At 59.8% G+C, this 19,657-nt stretch carries 15 protein-coding genes; 3 read left to right on the forward strand and 12 right to left on the reverse strand.

The features are described 5' to 3' along the window. Nucleotides 1-105: 105 nt before the first annotated feature. The 8 genes from FYK55_RS24595 to wbaP all read right to left on the reverse strand — a co-directional run bounded on the left by FYK55_RS24595 (nucleotide 106) and on the right by wbaP (nucleotide 10,058). A complete protein-coding gene (locus FYK55_RS24595; RefSeq protein ID WP_235908947.1) occupies nucleotides 106-975 on the reverse strand; it encodes an endonuclease/exonuclease/phosphatase family protein in 870 nt (289 codons plus the stop codon). Nucleotides 976-1,147: 172 nt separating this feature from the next. Beyond that, the gene (locus tag FYK55_RS24600) at nucleotides 1,148-2,536 is read right to left on the reverse strand and encodes an O-antigen ligase family protein (protein WP_150079288.1); all 1,389 of its coding nucleotides are present in this window, start codon (nucleotides 2,534-2,536) and stop codon (nucleotides 1,148-1,150) included. Between the two features lie 98 nt (nucleotides 2,537-2,634). Then, a complete protein-coding gene (locus FYK55_RS24605; protein WP_150079289.1) occupies nucleotides 2,635-4,017 on the reverse strand; it encodes a lipopolysaccharide biosynthesis protein in 1,383 nt (460 codons plus the stop codon). Next, nucleotides 4,014-5,375, reverse strand: coding sequence for a hypothetical protein (locus FYK55_RS24610; RefSeq protein ID WP_150079290.1), 1,362 nt, complete (start codon nucleotides 5,373-5,375; stop codon nucleotides 4,014-4,016). Before FYK55_RS24610 ends, FYK55_RS24605 begins: the two co-directional genes overlap by 4 nt. 12 nt (nucleotides 5,376-5,387) lie before the next feature. After that, complete coding sequence (locus tag FYK55_RS24615; protein ID WP_201743801.1) at nucleotides 5,388-5,990, reverse strand: acyltransferase; 603 nt, start codon at nucleotides 5,988-5,990, stop codon at nucleotides 5,388-5,390. Between the two features lie 72 nt (nucleotides 5,991-6,062). Then, nucleotides 6,063-7,001 (reverse strand): sulfotransferase domain-containing protein, encoded by a 939-nt coding sequence (locus FYK55_RS24620; protein ID WP_161604732.1) that lies wholly within the window; start codon nucleotides 6,999-7,001, stop codon nucleotides 6,063-6,065. 9 nt (nucleotides 7,002-7,010) lie between these two features. Beyond that, entirely contained in the window at nucleotides 7,011-8,078 is a 1,068-nt protein-coding gene (locus FYK55_RS24625) for a glycosyltransferase family 4 protein (RefSeq protein WP_150079292.1), read from the reverse strand. 375 nt (nucleotides 8,079-8,453) lie between these two features. Further along, nucleotides 8,454-10,058 carry an undecaprenyl-phosphate galactose phosphotransferase WbaP gene (gene wbaP / locus FYK55_RS24630; protein ID WP_150079293.1) on the reverse strand — a complete coding sequence of 535 codons (1,605 nt, stop codon included), beginning with the start codon at nucleotides 10,056-10,058 and terminating at the stop codon, nucleotides 8,454-8,456. A 407-nt stretch (nucleotides 10,059-10,465) separates the two neighbouring features. Between wbaP and FYK55_RS29835 the strand changes: the two genes are divergently transcribed. Together FYK55_RS29835 and FYK55_RS24640 are read left to right on the forward strand one after the other, a co-directional pair. Then, nucleotides 10,466-11,317, forward strand: a complete 852-nt coding sequence (locus FYK55_RS29835; RefSeq protein WP_235908948.1) for a hypothetical protein — start codon at nucleotides 10,466-10,468, stop codon at nucleotides 11,315-11,317. A gap of 157 nt (nucleotides 11,318-11,474) precedes the next feature. Continuing rightward, nucleotides 11,475-12,794, forward strand: a complete 1,320-nt coding sequence (locus tag FYK55_RS24640; RefSeq protein ID WP_235908949.1) for a polysaccharide biosynthesis/export family protein — start codon at nucleotides 11,475-11,477, stop codon at nucleotides 12,792-12,794. An 81-nt stretch (nucleotides 12,795-12,875) separates the two neighbouring features. Here FYK55_RS24640 and FYK55_RS24645 read toward each other — a convergent pair whose 3' ends face one another. The 4 genes from FYK55_RS24645 to FYK55_RS24660 all read right to left on the reverse strand — a co-directional run bounded on the left by FYK55_RS24645 (nucleotide 12,876) and on the right by FYK55_RS24660 (nucleotide 18,038). Continuing rightward, nucleotides 12,876-14,813 (reverse strand): ATP-dependent helicase, encoded by a 1,938-nt coding sequence (locus tag FYK55_RS24645; protein ID WP_150079294.1) that lies wholly within the window; start codon nucleotides 14,811-14,813, stop codon nucleotides 12,876-12,878. 236 nt (nucleotides 14,814-15,049) lie between these two features. Continuing rightward, a complete protein-coding gene (locus FYK55_RS24650; protein ID WP_150079295.1) occupies nucleotides 15,050-15,382 on the reverse strand; it encodes a hypothetical protein in 333 nt (110 codons plus the stop codon). Nucleotides 15,383-15,535: 153 nt separating this feature from the next. Then, nucleotides 15,536-16,831 (reverse strand): glucose-1-phosphate adenylyltransferase, encoded by a 1,296-nt coding sequence (locus tag FYK55_RS24655; protein WP_150079345.1) that lies wholly within the window; start codon nucleotides 16,829-16,831, stop codon nucleotides 15,536-15,538. Between the two features lie 247 nt (nucleotides 16,832-17,078). Beyond that, nucleotides 17,079-18,038 carry a ferredoxin--NADP reductase gene (locus FYK55_RS24660; RefSeq protein WP_235908951.1) on the reverse strand — a complete coding sequence of 320 codons (960 nt, stop codon included), beginning with the start codon at nucleotides 18,036-18,038 and terminating at the stop codon, nucleotides 17,079-17,081. Between the two features lie 261 nt (nucleotides 18,039-18,299). Between FYK55_RS24660 and FYK55_RS24665 the strand changes: the two genes are divergently transcribed. Further along, nucleotides 18,300-19,634, forward strand: coding sequence for a hypothetical protein (locus FYK55_RS24665; RefSeq protein WP_150079297.1), 1,335 nt, complete (start codon nucleotides 18,300-18,302; stop codon nucleotides 19,632-19,634). Nucleotides 19,635-19,657 lie beyond the last annotated feature (23 nt).

The raw sequence follows: 19,657 nt of genomic DNA on the forward strand, positions 1-19,657 counted from the left end.
CGCTCGCAATCACGAAGTCGATGTAGCCACCGTCGCCCGACGGTGGCAATGACACAACTTCCACGCTCTGGCGAGCGTGGCCACGACCAACCCGTCCAGCCTTCGCTATTGCAATCTGACCAGGATCGGCAGGTGGTCGCTCGCGAAACGCCCGGCAGAGGTCTTCGGGTCGAGCGTTTGGTGCGAGAGCACCTGCAAAGGACCGGCGAACGTGACATAGTCGATTTGCATCTCGGGACGAATCTCACGAAATCCGTTGAAGGTCCCGCTGGGACCGGTGGGCGGCGTTTGAGAAACCGTCCGGCTATCCGTCAATTCCAGGCCGGCTCCAGACCCCAACAAAGTGTTCAGCGGTGGACTGTCGGGACGGGCGTTCAAGTCGCCGACCAAGATCACCCGCTGTGTGTCGCCGGCCAATTTCTTCAACTGCTCGCGAATCAGTGCCGCGGATTCTCGCCGCGCCTCGGCACCCCTGTGATCGAAGTGAGTTGACACCACCAGCAACGGTTGACCGGACTGGCGATCGGTAAGCTTCACCCAGCTGGCCAAACGAGGCAACGCCGCGTCCCATCCCATCGAACCCGCTTTCTCGGGCGTGGGTGACAACCAGAACGAACCTTTGTCCAACAATTCGAAGCGGTCGGTGCGGAAACCGACCGGTGCGTGCTCGCCGGCCTCCTGTCCGTCATCGCGTCCCACTCCGTACCAGGTCATTCCAGGCGTTCCGGCGCGGACGTCCTGAAACTGTTCGGGCGTGACCTCCTGCAGTCCCACCAGATCGGCCTGCCTGATGACCTCAATCACGCGGTCGCGGCGGTTGTCCCAGATGTCGTCACCATCGCCCGGATTCGCGTAGCGAATGTTGTAGGTCAACACGCGCATGGAGGCCTCGTCACGTTCATCCGCATGACCGTACACCGTGAGGGACAGGAGAATTGCAGTACAGGCCAGCAGGCGAAATGAGAATATCGGCATGGTCGATTAGATCGGCGGGGGAGTCGGGAAAGGCTGACTGGAAACGAGGGCCGAAGCGATGGCTCGACCCCGTCGTGCGGCCAAACGGGGAACCGAATTGTATCTGCGCAGCTGTTGCGTCGCTCAGGAGTCGCCAAAAAAGGGAACACCTCCGCGGGCAGCCCCAAGCCCATCACTCCGTCAGCCGGCCACGCAACGACAATTTGCGCGCGGAAACAAGGCCGCCGACCGTCCCCAAGTGAAACAGGAACCAGAATGAAAAATCCCATTCGAAGTAAACCGTGACCAACACCAGGGAAACCGACAGGATCGAACAGAATGCGGTTTTGAAGTACAGCGACGCTCCTTCGGCAAGCAACGTATCGGCCGTCTCCATCCAGCGAACCGATTCCCATAACGCCAGCAGGATCAGCACGATGAAGATTGCCAAACCGACCAGCCCCAAGCGCAGTCCGATCAGGACAAACGAATTGTCCACGATCCCCAGCCGTTGACGGGACTTTTCGTCCGACGGGAGCCCCGGGATCTCGGGAGGGAATGTCGAAGTGGCTTCACTGCCGTAACCGAACGCGCCTCCCTGGAGAACCAGAGGTCCGTAAACACGCCACACAAACAACCGATTGTTCGTGCCCGTGAAGACTTCGGCCTGACCGTCCACCGTGACAATTTTGCCCCGCTGACTGGATTCGATTCCATAGTCGATGGTCTGCATAACCGAATCCCAACGGGCGTAGACGACCGCCCCGACCAGAATGCACAACACCGCAATCGCGTAGCAAGCCTTGCGACTGCTGACGGACATCCACGCCAGCGAACCGATCAGCAGCCCCAGGATCGGACCGCGCGAGACCGTGGACAGAACACCGATGACGACCGCCGCGAATCCGACCCATCCCCAGCGCCGCCAAGAACCGGAAGATCGCCCGCACAAACTGACCGCCCAGGGCGAAAGCAGGCCGAACACAATGCCCAAGAAAATGGGATGGCGAACCGGACCGGTGGCTCGGTACAGCAGATCATAACGGCGTCCAAGCGGTCGGGTGACCGAATCGTCAATCGGGGTGATCACCGTATCCCAGACATTGCATCCGGTGATCGATTCAACCACCGCCAAAACCGTGATCGTGATCGTCACCCCCACGAACCAGGGTGCCAGACTTGGGACAGCCCCGCGACGGATCATCGCCAGGCGTCCGGCGAAGTACGGCACGCCCCATTCTCCATAGGCCCTCGCCGGGACCCACCACGAAACACCTTCGTAGCGGAAATCGACGACACATTGCCAAACCACCAGGGCGACCATCGCGACGTCGCAAAGTCCCAGACCGCTGAAGATGTTGGCTCCGGAGTGGAAGCAGTACAGAATCAACAAGACCACGGCAATCACCGCCGTCGTATCGATCCGCGTGCCCTCGAAGGTCCACACACACCACGTCGGCGCGAGCAGCGACAGGGCGAGGCCCACGCCGAGCCAGTCCTGTTTTTGGTTGCGACAGAACCAAACGGTCGCTACCAGAATCAGCAACGAAAAGATCACCAGGCTGAATTCCGCTGGCAGCATGGCTCAATCGAAAAGACGGAAGGATCAGGGTCGCTGGCACCCGCGACCGGTGAATCGGTGCGCAGCGGCGAGCAGGCCAAACAGTCCGGGCCGGCCAATCAGGCCAGACTTTGCTCCGCCGTATCAACCTGGCCCTGAGGTTCGGCTTCGGCAATCGGGAAAACGGAAAACACCCAGAAGCCAAGTTTTCGATGGACCGCTAATACCGCCACAACGTTTTGTAACGCCACAGCCATTGCAATTGCAACGGCGGCGCCCACGACGCCGAACCACAGTGACAGAACGATTGTCGCCACGATCGCGAAAAGACACGCGTAAAACGTGATATTTCGCAGCGTCTTCTCCAGGCCGCACATCACCAAGATCTGATTGACGGTCCCGGTAACAAGGTTCAGGTATTGCCCAATCCCCAGAATCACCAACAGCAACCAGGCGGACCGATAGTCTTCGCCGAACAGCCCCATGATGTTCGGTGACAGCAACACAACGGCAATGCCGATCGGGGTTCCCACACCGATCAACAACCGCGAACACTGCGTGACCAGGTTACGAAAACGTGCGACATCATCCTTCGCCCAAGCGTTGCGGAACTGAGGTGCAAAGGTAAAACCAACCACAATCAACAAGAAATTCGTCACGTTCGCGCTGCGTTGGGCGATGTGCAATTCCGCCACTCGGTCCGGCAGCAGCAGGAAGCCGGCGATGATGACGGGCGCCCAATTCATCAACAGCATGCAAAGGTTCATGGCGGCAAAATCCAGTGAACTCCGCCACCGCGAATTGCCCCCAGCCACCTGCCCGGCCGACTGGGCGGACACTTCGGCGGAATGTCCCACTTGGCGAAAGGTGACCAGCCAAGTCACGACGGCGGCGGTCGCCGAAATCACGGTCGCGGCAAAAAAGCATCTCACCGCATCGTGCGTACTGTCGCCGCCGAAATACCAGAGCAACACGATCGTCGCAAAGGGAACCGCGATGTGCGAAAAGAAGATCGACCTGGCCAGCTGACGCAGACCGTGCAAATGAGAAGCGACGGCCAACGAGATGGCCCCGAACGCAGACGCGCCGACCAACCAAGGCAATTGATTTGCCATCACGGTCCCGCTCTCGCCGGCCTGCTCGGAGAATCCTGCAACGAATTGGGGAATCATCAACTGCCCCAGGTACGCCAATGGCACGAGCAGACCGACGAAACAGATCACCGTTCGCAGGCTCATCGAAAGCAGACCTCTCGCCGCCTGCGAGGTCTCCGTTCCGCGACCATCGAATTCGCTCAGCGTTCGCATGCCGAACTGGTGGGTCCCCAGCAACATCAGCGGAGCCAGAATGACAAACGAGTTATAGAAAACCGAGAAGTATCCGGCGTCGTGCTTGGATAGCTGTCGAAACAAGCACCAGAAAAGCACCAGCTGCGAAACGGCAGCGAACCCGCGTGACACGACGCTGACCATCAGCGGAAGGATCGAAGATCGGCGATTCACCCGGGGCCTCCCCCGGATAATTCGGCAACTTCATCTGGATTGTCCGACACACCCTCGGGGGCGTATCCGTCTTGGTCCCAATCGTCTTCTTCCCACTCCTCTTCTTCCCAGGCATCCTCCCCGCTCAATGTTTCTCGGGGCGCCAGAACCAGCCAAACAAAGCCCGGACTGGCGACCGCAATCATCTTGTCCAACGACTCCTGAAAATTTCCGCCGACGGCACACAGCCAGGTCATCGCGAAACAGTAGGACCAGAACAGCGGCTCGCGACGAATCCGCCGCAATCCGAAGTCCAGCAGTCCCAGCAACACGCCGTAACCCAGACCGCCCAGCAGCAAACCGTAGAGCCCGCCCGAGAGCCAAAACATTCCGGGAAAGGTGGTTCCGAACCCGACGCCGCGCTCCAGGATTCCGGGAAAATAATGATGCATGAAGGTGTCCCGGGCACCGGTCAGCAACAACTTGGGTTCGTAGGCAATGCTGTCGTAGGTGGAGATCACGGCGAAGTTTGAGAAGCCGTCGAAATTACGCTTTTCGATGTACAGGTCTGCAACGTCGACCCGCTCCCAGACAGCCGCCCAACTCCAATGACGGAGCCCTTCTCGCAGACTCATGAAGATCGGGTCGAACACCAACAGGGCGAATAATCCGACCGCGGCAAACGTGGCGATCCGAAACCAGCGGACACGGTTACTGCGACAGAAAGTGTAGACCAGCGCGATCGCAATCGGCCAAAGCAAGCGTCCCCGCGCTCCGGTGAAGAAAATCGCTGATCCCAAGATCCCTCCCGCAAGCAACACCTGCAGCATGCGGCGTTCGAACAATCCTCGCCCCAGCAGGACCGCCATCGCGAAAGTGCCATAGTACATCAGAATCGTCAGCAATTGCCCCGAGGTGCTTTTGACCAACTCGCTGCGGAACCCATCCGATTGCATCAGTTTGCGACCCAGGTAGAGCGTCGCAGCCGCACCGGCGACATAGAACAGGATCAGAATCTGATATTCGAATCGAGACAGCGATTCACGAAACGGGAACACGTTCGTGTTTCGGTTGGACACCTGCAACAACACGCGAACCGCTAACATGCCCAGAAAAATCGCCAGACAGAACCCGGCCAGGTAGAGCTGCGTCAGGACCCACGATTGATCCGATATCTCGATGTACTCAACCAGCGCGTTGCCGTGAGCCATCGAAGCGCACTGGGGCAGCAAAAACCACAACAGATAGAACAAGACGAACCAACAGCCCGGATTGAAAAATCGAACCAGAACCGACTTGGCGCCGTGCGCGCCGAGAGCCACGATCGATCCCAGAATCAGGACCTGAACGGCAAGCAGCAAGAGTTGTTGTGAAAACAAGGCAACCTCCGCTCAAGAAGCGATCAGGGGCTTGGGCGACTCAGCTTGTTTAAAATCCGCCAGACGTTTGGCTGGCACGCCACCGTAGATCGCCCCACCGATCTCACCGCGCCGAACCACGGCACCGGCAGCAACCACGGTCCGGCGACCGATCACGGCCCCGCTGAGAATTCGCACCCCGCATCCGATCCAAACGTCATCGCCGATGACAACGGGAGCCGTGCGGCGAGGATTCGATTTGATCGGCAGCTCGGGATCGTCCCACGTGTGCTCGAAACTCAAGATCGAACTTTGGTGCGCGATCGACACCTCATCACCGATCGTGATGCCGCCCTCGGCATCCAAATAGCAATTCTGTTGAACCGTGATGTTGCTGCCGAGCTCCAATCCTTCCCAATGTTTGACGTGCACGCCGGTGTTCAACATCACGTTGTCGCCGACATGCCTAGCGAGGCGTTTGAGATACAAGTATCGGATTCCCGCGCCCAGCATTCCCGGCAGCCCCTGCACCAGCCACCACGTGCCACGAAACAGCGGCTTGGGCACCACCGAACACACAGCCGCAGCGGCGGCGATGATCGGCTTGGCCATTGCGAATGCGGATCTGCCACGCATGTCGGAATCTATTGAAGGGTGAGAAGGTAAATATCGCCCGGCTTTGCCAGATTCTTAATCGGCAACGACGTCTTAATCGGCAACGACCGAGCTCCAGTGTCTCTGGTTCTCCGCCCACAAAGAGTCCATCAAGACCTGATCTTTTACAAAGTGTGTCCCCAGCTGGATCCCGGTCTCAGAGGAGATCGTTTTCTTTTGCGGCTTTCGAAACACTTGCTCCTTGACCGCCCTACGAATCGTTCCCATCGCCGGAAAACGCATTTCAAACTGCCTGAACGCCAAGTTCAAGCGAGATTCACGCAATTGCTTATAAAACGATTCGCAGCGAATTGATGCGAATTGATTCAGCCGGGGCGGAAGTTCCGACAACGCCAGCGGGCCGAGGAATCGATCTAATTGCGCGCGAACGCCGGACGGATCTGACCGCATCTGCTCCGTGCGGAGAATCAGGACACGCTGGTGTCCGATGGCGTCGATCCAATGCTGAACCCAGTATCCAAAGGAGAACATCCGCAGGTAATTCCTGCGGAAGGTGATCGGGTCATCCGCCCGCGAATCCCAACGCTGATCCAATCGCAGCGATTCTTCCCAACACGTCTCGAAATCGATCGACGTGGCAATCCCCGCCTGGATCATTTGATTGTGCCACGAGATCACCGCCTCCGCAGGATCTCGCACCGACAGGATGACTTTCGTCTCGTCATCGGCAGCAACCGCATCCCGCAAGGATCGGGAGTAAACGTTCAATGTCGACGCCTCAACCATCCACTTGGAACGGTGCAGCGGAAAACATTCCCGTAACGACCATGGCGAACCGTCCCGCTCCGGCTGAATCTCGGGACAAAGGCAATACGTTTCCTTGGGATTGCTGACCGTCACGTGAGAACTGTCGTTGATCCAACTGGCCAACGAAGTCGTCGCACACTTGGGAAACCCGCCGAGAATCAGATTGATCCCGATGGAATCCAAGCTCGCTCGCGTAGCGATGGTCTGAGCGGCTGTCCCAGGCATGGAGATCATTCAAACAGTCTGTTTTGTGGAGTCATAGAGCTCACGCCACCGCTGCGCGATGATGTCGATATCAAAATTCTGCTTCGCAAATCGGTGGCTTGCCTGTTGCATGCGTTGGAGCATCCCGTCGTCGGCCATCAAATGACCGATCGCACCCACGTAGTCTTCGATTTCTTCGCAGGCAAACCCGTTTGCAAATTGCTGACCCTTCGGATCACCATCCAAACAGTCCAGATTTGCGGGGAAGCGAGAGGTGATGATCGCTTTCCCCATGCACACACTCTCGATCAGGAAACGCGACAACCCTTCCCACCGAGACGGCAACATGATGACCCGCGAATGCGTGATCTGGTCCAACAACTGTTCATGCGGAAGGTAAGGAAGCAACCGCAGGTTCGCGGGGACACTTGCCGGATCAGGCTCACAGCCCGGCGCGGATTCACCAACCCACAGGAATTCGTGCTCCGGACAACGCTTGGCGATGTCCAAGAACCGATCGAATCCCTTCTGCGGGCAGATTCGCCCCACGCCCAAAACCACCGGCCGCAGTTGGTCGACCGCCAGCGGACGACGGATGTCAAAACCGTTGTTGATACAGATGGATTCTCCGCCCAACTCCTGACTGAGCCGATGTTCGTAGGGGCCACAGCTGATGGTCGTGCAACGCTTGGCCGTCAGCGATTCCACGGTGCGAAATGCCCAGCGGCTGACCGCCGGGAAATCCTGCCGCAAGAACGAGTAGCCACGTGGCGAGTAAAGCGTCCGCAAGCCCAGCTTCGGTCCGGTCAGCTTGGCGTACAGCCCGCCGTAGGAACTGTGACCATGGACGACGTCGAATCCGCGTTGCAACGACCGTGCGAGAAACCGAACGTTGCTGGCGTGCTTGGCCGGCCCGCTGCCCGGAAGCGGAGTCAATGTGACCCGGGGGTCCACTTCCGGCAATTCCAAGTCGGTCCCGGGACGCACACCGTAGAAAATCGTGATCCGGTGCTCCGGCCCGATGAATCGACACAGCTGCAGCACCGACTTTGCGGTGCCGTAGGCGAACGATTCGACTATCTGCGCGATGGCGGCCATCGGAACGACAACGTGGATGAATTGTGGGGATGGAAACGACGCGGCGAAGCCGCGAAGCACAAGGCAATCCTCGTGCCACCGGTCCCTTCAATCCGGCGGATTCTCTCCAGCCGTCCAAATCGACGTGGATCCTCCAACCGTCACTTGACGGCCCCGAGGTCGAACGCGACTTGCCTGGCCGACGATGCAGTCTAGTTCGAAGCCCCGCCTTGTTCGCCAACGGAAATCCTTAGAGTGGATTCCCAGACCTTAAGCGACGATACAGGCGGACCGATCCTTGCGATCGTCCGTCGGCAGCCTGCGACAGGCTGGGCGTCCAGAGATCCTTCGCTCTTTCCAAGTCGGAACCCAGGGGCGATCACGCTGCTGCAGCCGTCAGTAGGCGCCCTCACGCATCAAGATCGTGCGGACCGTGCGAAGAACCAGGTAGGCGTCCAGCCACACGGACCAGTTGCAAACGTAGTAGCTATCCAAACGGACCCGTTGCTCATAGCTGGTGTCGTTGCGGCCGCTGACCTGCCACAGTCCCGTGATTCCCGGACGCACTCGCAAGTACAACGGATACATTTCGCGGTAGCGTTCGATCTCGGAATTCACGATCGGACGCGGGCCAACCAAGCTCATGTCGCCGCACAGCACGTTCCACAGCTGGGGCAATTCGTCCAAACTTGACTTCCGCAGGATGTGACCGACTCCGGGAATGATCCGCGGATCGTTCTTCAGTTTCTGGTCCTCGATCCACTGGCGACGCATTTCGACGTCTTGTTCCAGGTACTCTTCCAGCACGCGGTCCGCATCGGCGACCATCGACCGGAACTTCCAGGCCTTGAACATTTTGCCGCCACGTCCGATCCGGGTATGTCCGTAAAAGGCGGGACCCGGGGATTTCCATTTGACCCAGGCGATGATCAGCAGCAACACCGGCGAAAGACAAATCAACGCGGTCAGTGACAAGACGATGTCGATCAGCCGTTTGGACGCCAGCGCGATCGGATTCTGAAGGTGGTCGCGGAGGTGGACTCCCATCACGCCGGCACACTCGCGCGTCGTTGCCCACAGGCTGGGCAACAAGTACTGCGACGGCAGAATCAGCAAATTCGGAATCTTCGACGCGTTGGCCATGACTTGGCCCATGTCCAGCTTGCGGCAACCTCCGGGAGCGACAATCGCCCAACGAATTCGATAGCGGCGATTGAGGCGATCCAATTCGTTGATCGATCCCAAGTACGGCAGCCCACCGGTATCCAGATGCTCGGAATGTTCGGCGGATGTATCCGAGTCGACCAGTCCGATCGGACGCAAACCACGCTCTTTGGCTCGATCATAAAAACGAAACAGGGCCCGCCCCTGAGGTCCGGCCCCAATGATCAGTGCCCGCTCGCCCCACCAGGACGTCTTCGCAAGCGACTTTCGCAGAACCATTCGGAACAGCGGTACGGTGAACGTCGACAACATCACGCCGATCACACCGATCGAACACTCACCTGCCGACAGAACGCCCAGCGCCAGGTTCAATGCAATCATCAGACAGAAGGATGCCCAAACCGCCAAAACGCATTGGCGAAGTTCGACCACGGGACTGGTTCCGGTCCCGGGGAACAATCCGTGCAACACGCCGAACAGCAGATAGCCGGCGACGATCGCCACCATCTGGTTATCCAACGTCGGGGCCAGAATCGTTCCCAGACTTAGTGATGTCACGCTCGCGGCGACTAGCAGCGAGCCGAGCAGCATGGCGACGTCGGCCAACACCAACGGCATGCTGGTCAAAAACAACTGAAAATGATTGCTACCGGGGACCGCCCGGGTAACCGGACCGTCGGCTTCTTCGCGGATCCGATGCGGAACCGAGGGAGATTCCAACGCCTCCAAGGCCACGCCGATGGGCGGGCCCGCCGGCACGAAGGGGTCAAGTTGCTCGATCGCGTCGGCGGACACGACGCCGACCGGCAAAGGCCGCGTCTGGAGATCGCTGGACATAAATCTTCTTGCTGCGGAGTTCAATGCGGATGGTGCGATCGGGGGCCTTCACCTGGACAAAATGACCCTCGCCACGCGGGTGGTGAACTTATGGTAATCACCCCCTGGCGATGGACTAGGAAGACTGGACAAAAATTAACGACAGTGGCAAGTTGGCCTCCTTTGCCAGAAATTTGGGGCCATCAGCTGGCAACTAGCCGCCAACTGGACGCTTTGGTGGGGTCTTGCCCAAACGGCAACCCCGTCCGGCTGTGCTGATTGCGCCGGCGGTACGAGATTTACCCCTGCCGTTTGGTGGATCTGCTCCGTTTCGCCCCAGAAGTGTCGGCAAGGCATTCGGGAAATTCCGAATCAGCCCCATGACTCAAACACCCAAGCGATGGAGCGCAGGCGTGCGAAAGAGACCCATGAAAACGTTACCCGTCATCCTCGGCGGATTGCTGCTGATGTCCGGATGTGCATCGCTTAGCGACTACCACTACGAGCACACACAGCACCTCCGAGCCCGCCTGCAGTACCACGAATGCGGGCGTCCCGAGTGTTCGTCCTATCCGCATGACTACAAGAAAGGCTGGCTGGATGGCTTCTACGAAGTCGCCACCGGAGGCCCTTGCTGCCCGCCAGCGGTGGCTCCGGAGTGCTACTGGAAACCGGGCCAGATCCTGAAGGACTGTGACAACCGGCGACATGCCTACTACAGCGGCTGGCAGGACGGCGCTGCACGTGCATCCCAGTTTCCTGATACGCACTACCTGCGGATCTTTGAAACTTGCGAATGCCCGTTTCCACGCTGCCTGTGTGCCCAGTGTGGCGCGGCGGTTGGCTCTTGCGGCTGCCTGAGCGGGGGATGCGGCGTGCCGGTCGTGCACAACGGGATGGCGTTTGACAGCGGGGCCATCGAGACGGATCAGGAAATCATGATGATGCCGATCCCGACGCCAGAGGAAGCCGCGGAGATGAAAGCTCCGGCAGCGGCGACCACCCCCGGCCGTCCCAGCCAGAAGCCGGCGACGACACCGTCGTCCAAGGCGGACCAATCTGCCGCGGCCAAGTCGAACCGCAAACCGGCTCAAACCCAGAACCCGAAGGCCGCTGTGGCGGCGGAAGCCACGACCGCGATGCGGTATCGCTACGCCCCCGACAACAGCGTCACGATCGAATTCAGTCCGTCGGATGCTGCGGCACCGCTGGGCACCGATACCACCACCGTCCTGAGTGACTTCGACGTCCAAATGGATGATGTCGGCCTGATCGAGTAGTCGATCTCCTGGTTTCCCGCTCGGCGCGGTTCAAGCAACCGCAGCGACCCGCCGACGAAGCCACCCCGCCCCGCACAGGCAACGGATGCCAAGGGGCCAACGACATTCCAGCATTTACCATCAAATCAACCGATCTCATCTGCGAAAGGATTCAGCGATGATTCGAACCAACGCATCGCGCCGCATGGCGAACGTCACCTTGGCCGTCACGATGACAGCGGCCTTGCTTGGCGCGGGGACCGGTTGTCATCTTGTCTCCAGCGCCAAGGATGCGATCCCGGCCCACCGCCTGGATCCCAGCCTGTTCGATTGCCCTCGGGAATCGATGGTGCCGATCTCCTACGCCGCACTCGGCCAGGAGCGTCCGCCCCAACACCTGATCGGCGCCGGCGATACCCTATCGGTCTTCGTGTTCGGCGTGTTTCCTGCCAACGAAGAGGAAACGCCGGTCCAACAGCGGAGCCAGGCGATCAACCAACGCTACTACCCGCCGCGTGGCACGGTCGTCGGACCGACCACCGGTTTGCCGATCCGCGTCGATGAGCGGGGCATGCTGGAATTGCCGTTGGTGGGCGCTTTGTCGGTCGCCGGCAAAACCATCCCGGAAGCGGTCGATGTGATCCGCAAGGCCTACGGCGAAAAGCAGGTCTTGAAAGCGGGTAGCGAACGCATCAGCGTCGATCTGATCGTTCCCCGCGTCCGACGCGTGGTCGTCCTGCGTCAGGACACACCCGACCCGCGAGTCGCGCTGGTGCCGCCGCAAGCCAACGCCGAAATTCACCGCGGGAGTGGTGAGGTGATCGACTTGCCGATCTACGAAAACGACGTGCTGCACGCACTGGCCGCGACCGGTGGCCTGCCGGGAACCGACGCCGCCCGCGAACTGTACGTGATCCGTCGTGAGGCCGCGGAGAACACCGCATTCATGAATGCCGAAATGTTGCAGACACTGGCAACGAGCGGTTCGAACCCCAACATCATCCGGATCCCGCTGGCCGTCACGCCCTGCGAAACCGTGACGATTCCGCCCGCGAGCACCATCCTGCACGACGGCGACGTGGTGTTTGTCCCCCAACGTCACGAGTACTTTGTGACCGGAGGACTGTTGCCCGGATCCCGGATCGCCCTGCCGCGAGACGAAGACATTGATGTGATCGAAGCCATCGCGATGGCTACCGGATCGGCGGGCGGCCCGCTGGGACTGTCTGGCGCCGTGTTGGCCTCGGGCAACCCGGGTTACATCTGCGAAGCGACCCGCGTCAAGATCCTGCGAAAGCTGCCCGACGGGCGACAGCTTGCCATCCGCGTTGACCTGGACCGTGCCATGACGGATCCCAAAGAGCGGATTCGGATCCTGCCCGACGATGTGGTCCTGGTCCACCAAAAGCCGGCCCAATCGTTCGTCAACACGACGATGAACTGGCTGGGAGGCCAATGGATTCCGAACGCCTTCATCTTGAACGGCAACGACGACTGATCTGAGTTTCGCTTCATCCGACCCGTCGGCCGCCTTTGTGCGGTCGGCGGGTTCGTCATTTGTCCGTCAGGAAACGCAGCGTCAAGGGCGGCGAAACGACAAGATCGGACCGTCAGAGAAATCGGTTTCGAAATCCAGATCCGTCGCGCACAGATTATCCGGCATGCTGCTTAGAAAGAATGGCTGTCCGCTTCCGCCTTGAAAGGATCGGTTGTGGTGGGGCACGAACGCGCCGCGTGAGCGAACCGTCCCGGTCAAAATCAACTCATTCTTCGCCCGCGTCATGGCGACGTACAACACCCGTCGTTCTTCTTCCTCTTTTTGTTCGTCGCCGATGCTGCGAACGTGTGGATAGTTCCCCGGCTGGACACCGATCAGGTAACACACCGGCGCCTCGGTCCCCTTGGCACTGTGAACGGTGATCAACGTCACCGCGTCGTCCTGGTCGTCGTTTGACGCTTCCGACTCCGAAATCGGGTCCAGCGTGTAGGTTTCCAAAAAGTCGGCGACCGTGGCGTGCTTTTTCGCCAGCCGCTTGAGCAGTTTGAAATCCTTTTGCCGACGGTCCCAATCGTCGTATTTGCGTTCCAACAGTGGTGTCAGTTTGTCGGCGGCGGTGGCAATCACATCGGGCACGCTTGCCCATACCGCCACGCACTCGGTGATGGATTCGGCAAGCCGGGGCTGGTTGGAAAAACGTTTCGACAACAAGTCCTCGCGTTGCGCCGGTTCGGTCAACGTCAGCAGTTGATTGATGGTCGTCGCCGCCGTCTTTTCGCCGATCCGCGGCCATTGCGTCAGGTAGCGCATCCAGGCCAACTGGTCGGACGGGTTGTGGATGACCCGCAACAAGCTGAGCAGATCTTTGACGTGAGCCGATTGCAGCAATTGAGTCCCGCCGATGAATCGATAAGGAATCTCGTGTTCAATCAGCGAGGCTTCAACACCTCGCGCCGCCCACGCACTGCGGGTCAAGATCATGTGATCCCGCCAGGGGTCGTCCCCTTCATGACGCTGCATCAAATCTCGAGTGATCCAATCGGCCTCTTCGAAGTCGTCGTCCACTTCGACTCGCACCGGTTTACTGCCGCTGCCCCGTGTGGCCGTTAAACGCTTGTCGTACTTCAGCGGTGACTGCTCCAGTAACCAATTGGACAAGTCCAGGATTTCCTGGGTGCTCCGGTAATTGTGTTCCAACTTCAACACCGAGGCACCGGGAACGCGTTCGGTGAAGGCATGCACGTTTTGAAAATCCGCACCGCGGAACGCGTAGATACTTTGCGCGTCGTCGCCCACGCAGAACAGCTTTGCCGGTTCCCGCAACCCGTCCAGAATCAACCACTGCAGGGGATTGGTGTCCTGCATCTCGTCGACGAGTAGGTGGTCGTACCGGCGCTGCAACTTCTGGCGAACGACCGGATCGCGGTGAAGTTGACGGGCAAAAAGATGCAGGATGTCGTCGTAGTCGAAGTACTTGCACTGCTGTTTACGAGCGCCGTAGTCCTTCAACACCGCTTCGATTCGAGCCACGCAGTCAGGTTCGTGCGAAGTGAACTCGTCCAGGTACTCCTTGAGGGGCCGGTTGGTATTGCGGGCAAAGGAATAGTAGTTGGCCAACTCACCCGACTTCGGGAACGTCGGATCCTTGCCGATGACGGCGGCGCGCGCCAGCTTCATCAGTTGCAACTGGTCATCACGGTCGATGATCGTCAATGATGCACAATGGAACCATTCGGGCCAGCGCCGCAACGATTGCAAACAGAAATGGTGAAAGGTCCCGGTGGGGACGCGCTTTGCCACGTCGGCACCGATCTGACGGCCCAACCGGTGTCGCATTTCTCGCGCCGCCCGACGGGTGAACGTCAGCAAAAGGATCCGCCGGGGATCCACGTCGCGACGGACCAGATGGGCCACGCGGGCCACGATCGTGCTGGTCTTCCCCGTGCCGGCGCCCGCCAGGACCAGCACGTCTGCATCGTCAAATTCGGCAGCGCGACGCTGCTGGGGGTTCAGTTCCATGAAGTCCACGGGCTACGGTGGCAGGCGTTGTGGGCGAACGCACAATTCCGGGCCGTGCGCGGGACCGATTGCAGTTTAACGCATGTCTTTCGTGAGGACAGCGAGCGGACCCCTGAACGGTCTACATCAACGTCCCCAGCCGATGCCGGCAACCGATTGACCGAGAACGGTTCGCTGGCCCCACTTCAGGCCGCTTTCTCGTTCAGACCGCCGTCCCGTTCAGGCCGCTGCCCCGTTCAGGCCGCTGTCCCGCTGCAATGAAGCAACGACTCCAGCCGGTTCAGAGCGGCGACCATGTCGTTCCACTGGCCGACGACGTCCATCGTCGGCAGCGAACGCATATCGGAAGCATCGAACCCGCGTTCGCCGACGCGAACCGTTTTGTCCAGCACGCGAAGCCGGGGCGGCCTCTCTCCGGACACCGTGTCGGTCGCGCCGCAGCGGTCGGACGGCTCGAGCGGCAGCACCTGCTGCATTGCCTGGTGAACGGCCCACAACGCCGCATCACGCTGCGAACTGGCATCGACCACGGTGCGCAGCGTCCCGGACTGAACATAGTACTTGGCCATCGACGTCATCTCCGACAAACGAGGTGAAAGGAATTTGCCGGACCCTCGCCGGCAATCATTTCATCGCGTCTGACGTGACACGTCTGGTCCGGGCCGCTGCGGCCGACGTTTTTCCCGCGTCCAGATCGTCTTGAGGCCCGCTCCGCCGGCCCATCAGAATCGGAAGCCGTTCTCGATCACGCCGTTTTTAATCACGATCGAAATCCCTTCGCGGACCTGCAACGATTCCTCTTCACCGAGGGTGTCGACGTTCCCGGAGTTGGTGATCGAAACGTTTGTTCCGATGCGGGAGTTCTTGTCCAGGATGGCACCACTGATCACCGAATTGCTCCCGATGCCGACCGGAATCTGCCCAGCCGACACGTCGGCTGCGTCTTCGGTGTAATCGGCTCCCATCACGACGCTGTCCTTGATTGACACGTTGTCTCCGATCACGGTGCGCAAACCGATCACGCTGTTTTCGATGGTGACGTTGTCGCCGATGCGGCAACCGTCGGCGATCAAGCTGCCCCGGATGCTGACATCATCCCCGACGACGGTCGGCGGCAAGAACCGGGGTCGGCTGTACAGCGGCGCAACGACGCTGCCGAGTTCAAAGGGCGGCGCTTTGCCCGCCAGACTGAGATTGGCTTCGTAGAAGGAGCGAATGGTTCCGATGTCTTCCCAGTAACCGTCGAACAGGTGCACCTGGACTTTGCGCGAATCGATTGCGCCCGGAAACACCTCCTTTCCGAAGTCCTGGTGTTCGCTGTTTTGCAGCAATTCGACCATCACTTCTTTCTTGAAGATGTACAGCCCCATGCTGGCCAAACAGTCGCGGCCTTTGCTGGGAATCCCGCGAGCATCGATCCAAGCCGGGTCCATGCGAACCGCCGCGATCTCCTCATCGGTTTGCGGCTTCTCCACAAATCCGGTGACTCGCCCGCTGTCATCCAGCTGCATGATGCCCAACGCGCTGGCGTCCTTGCGATCAACCGGAATGCCCGCAATCGTTGCGTCGGCACCCGAATCGATATGCGACTGCATCATGTCGCGAAAATCCATCCGGTACAGTTGGTCGCCAGAGAGGATCAGCACGTGCTCGATGCCGGGCTGATCCATGTAACGAAGGTTTTTGCGAACCGCATCGGCCGTTCCCTGGTACCAATCGGTGCCCGACTCGATCGTTTGCTGAGCCGCCAACAATTCCACGAAACCGCCGGTGAAATGATCGAAGCGGTAGGTCTGCCGCAAGTGACGGTGCAAACTGACCGACAGAAACTGCGTCAGCACGAAGATCCTTCGGAGCCCGCTGTTGATGCAGTTGGAAATCGGAATGTCGATCAACCGGTACTTACCGGCCAAAGGCACCGCAGGTTTGGCACGAATCTTGGTCAGGGGGAAAAGTCGGGTTCCTCGTCCGCCGCCGAGAATCAGGGCGATCGTGTTTTTTGAGAGATCCATCATGATGCAAACTGAGGGAATAGGTGGCGAGAACGTCAGACAAGAAAACGGCGCGGTTTCGGTTGCAACTCGTGTTGTCTTCCAGACCCATCGTTCTAACGGACGCGGGGACGTCCGAAAAGGTTTGCTCACTGATTCGGAAACGCTTTCGCCCCAAACCGCGGGCCGCCGGGGGCGCATGGTTTTCGAATGCCGGTTCGGATGACGCGGCCGATTCGGCGCCCCGTTGAATCAATCGCCAAGTGGGCACGCGTTACCAATATTTTTCAAACAGGACCGTTCCGGGACCGCCGCCTTCATGATCCTGGCGAAAGCCCTCGGCTTCCAACAGCGGCAGCATTCCGGGCGTCGAAGGTGGTTGGCCGCCCGGCGGCACGTAGCCGATCATCGCCGGATTGCCACACAGAAAGACGTGCGTGTTGCCAGGCGCCAGCGGATCTTGGGCCGCCTGCGCCAGCTTGCCGCTGGTGAACAGGTCCTGCAGGTATTGCTTGCCGACATAACCGGGCATCGACGGATCGGTGTTGATGCGTTCCCGCGTCGTGCACGGCAGGTAGCGATAATTCTCGTATTGGTCCATCAGCGACAGGTGACGCGGATAATACGCCAGGTCGCCCAGATACCTGACGCAGCAGGCGTTGACGATGCGGCCGCGATGGCCACGTGACAACAAGGTCGCGGTCATGGCGTTGTGCGGCGCTTCCCCGGTGCCGGTCCCCAGCATCAGGACGGTCGCCTGGGGATCGATCTCACCCAACGTGTACGCCCCGACGACTTTCTTGCCGATCGCCAACCGGTCTCCTTTTCCCAGACAGAACAGTCGCGGGGTCAACGCCGGAGCGGCTTTCCCGGGACCCTCGGCAGCGCGAACCAAGGTGATGTAGAATTCCAAGTAATCGAGCGAATCGACCGGCGCCAATTTCCCGTGCTCGTTCAAGAGCGGGCAAGAGATGGAATAGGCCCGTTTGGCCACCCGCTGAAGCTTCTTTTCGGGAACCTGTTCCTCCTGGGTCCCTTCCAGGCGTGGCTCCCAGTAACCCAAACCCAGCGTGACATACTGGCCGGCTTTGAACACCGGGACGCCGGCATCGGGACGGATTCGGAACCGCGCCAGATTTTCGTGACAATCGATTCGCTCGATCACCGTGGCGTTGTAGTGGCGTTCCCGCAGCTCGGTCTGATCGGGTGAGGAATCTTGTTGCGAAACAGGCACTTGGTTCTCCGGAGGCGATTGCGAAACCGTAAATCCTCGATCCGAGTAAAATTGCCGCAGTGCGTCGACCGCGTTGGCAATATACTGGAGTTTCCGCGACCGCGCAGGCCGCGCGTGCTCCCGTGGACCACCGGCACGGCGTGACCCACCGGTACGGCGCTCGTCCCGGGTCTCATCCCCATCCCGGGCCGCCGCACACGCCCACCGCACCGATCCTGTTCCCTTTTCGACGCTTCCGGCATCGAGAGACACGAAATTGAAATGGCATCTGGAAAAGTTTTTCGAAGCATTGCGATCGCATCGATCTTCCTGACAACGCTTGCCGGTGGACTGTTCACCTGGCCGGCACATGGCTTGGCGGCCGAACGCTGGACCAGTTTGGACGGCTCCCGCACGGTCGAAGCGGACTTCATCGGACTGTGGGGCAACACCGTGGTCCTGGAACTGCCCGGCCAGCGACGCGTTTCAGTCGATCTGGATGACCTGATCGCCGAGAGTCGGATCCAGGCTCGGCGGATGGGAGAACAACAGCAACAGCAGCGATCGGAGACCATCGAGCAGATCCAGATGGACGCCACCGAAGCGGCGGCCCCCGCCCCCGCGTCCCTGCCACGTCCGGCCGACGCGCCGGCCTATCAGCAACCTTCCGGGAATGACGCATTGCTGTCCCGCCTGGAATGGTTTGACCGGCAATGCGCGGGCGGACACTTTCTGCTCGCTTGCTACGACGCCATGCCGGCAAGCCAGCAGAGCGATTTGGAACAGGTGGTTCAAAAAAGTGTCGGCAAACTAGACAGGGCAACGGCAAGCTCCTTCCTGAACGCACTTCACTCGGTCGGCGAAATGATCGTCACGCGACAACGCTGGCTGTTTTCGCATCCCCGCTTCGAAGCGATGCAACCGGACTCGGCCGACAAGTTCCGCCAATTGCTGCTGGCCGTCGGTTGGTTGCTTCGCGAGGGGTTGGATCCCGATTCAATGAAGCTGACCGACCTGCAGTCGAAACCGCTGCGTCCCTGGCTTGCGGATTTGGACGCGCGTTTGGCTCCGCATCTGGTGGCCTTGTCGGAGCTGACACGGGACGCCGGGGCACCGGAAATCTCCTATGAAGTGATGGAAGAAAAAGATGGCGAAGCCAGTGTGCAGTTCACCATCGGCGAACAGCAACAACTCCTTAATTTCGTCACGGTCGATGGAGCATGGGTGCCCGCCGATTTGCTGGCACCCGAAGTTTGGACCGAGACCGTGAAAGGTTGGAACGAGACGCTGGAGTCGATGCCTGACCAATCTCTGATGTCCGGAACGCAGTTCGCCGGTGTGGCCCAAACCGTCGACCCGTTGGTCCAGCCCGCGATGCAAGCGGAAACGGCGCGTGACTTTCACGCGGCAATGGACGGCTGGTTCCAACCCGCCCAACTCGCCGTTGAGCTGGCCTCCGGCATGATGAACCTGGGATTCGGACGTGGACGTAACAATCCCTATGGCATGGACGGAATGGATTCCTATGAACAGGAGATGATGGAGATGGAGATGGACATGCAGGAGGGAATGGAAGATTACGACAGTGGGATGCGACGGCCGACACGGCCACAGTGATCACCCGGACGACCACTGCTTTC

The organism is Roseiconus nitratireducens (genome assembly GCF_008629675.1).
In the GTDB taxonomy this organism is placed as follows: domain Bacteria; phylum Planctomycetota; class Planctomycetia; order Pirellulales; family Pirellulaceae; genus Stieleria; species Stieleria nitratireducens.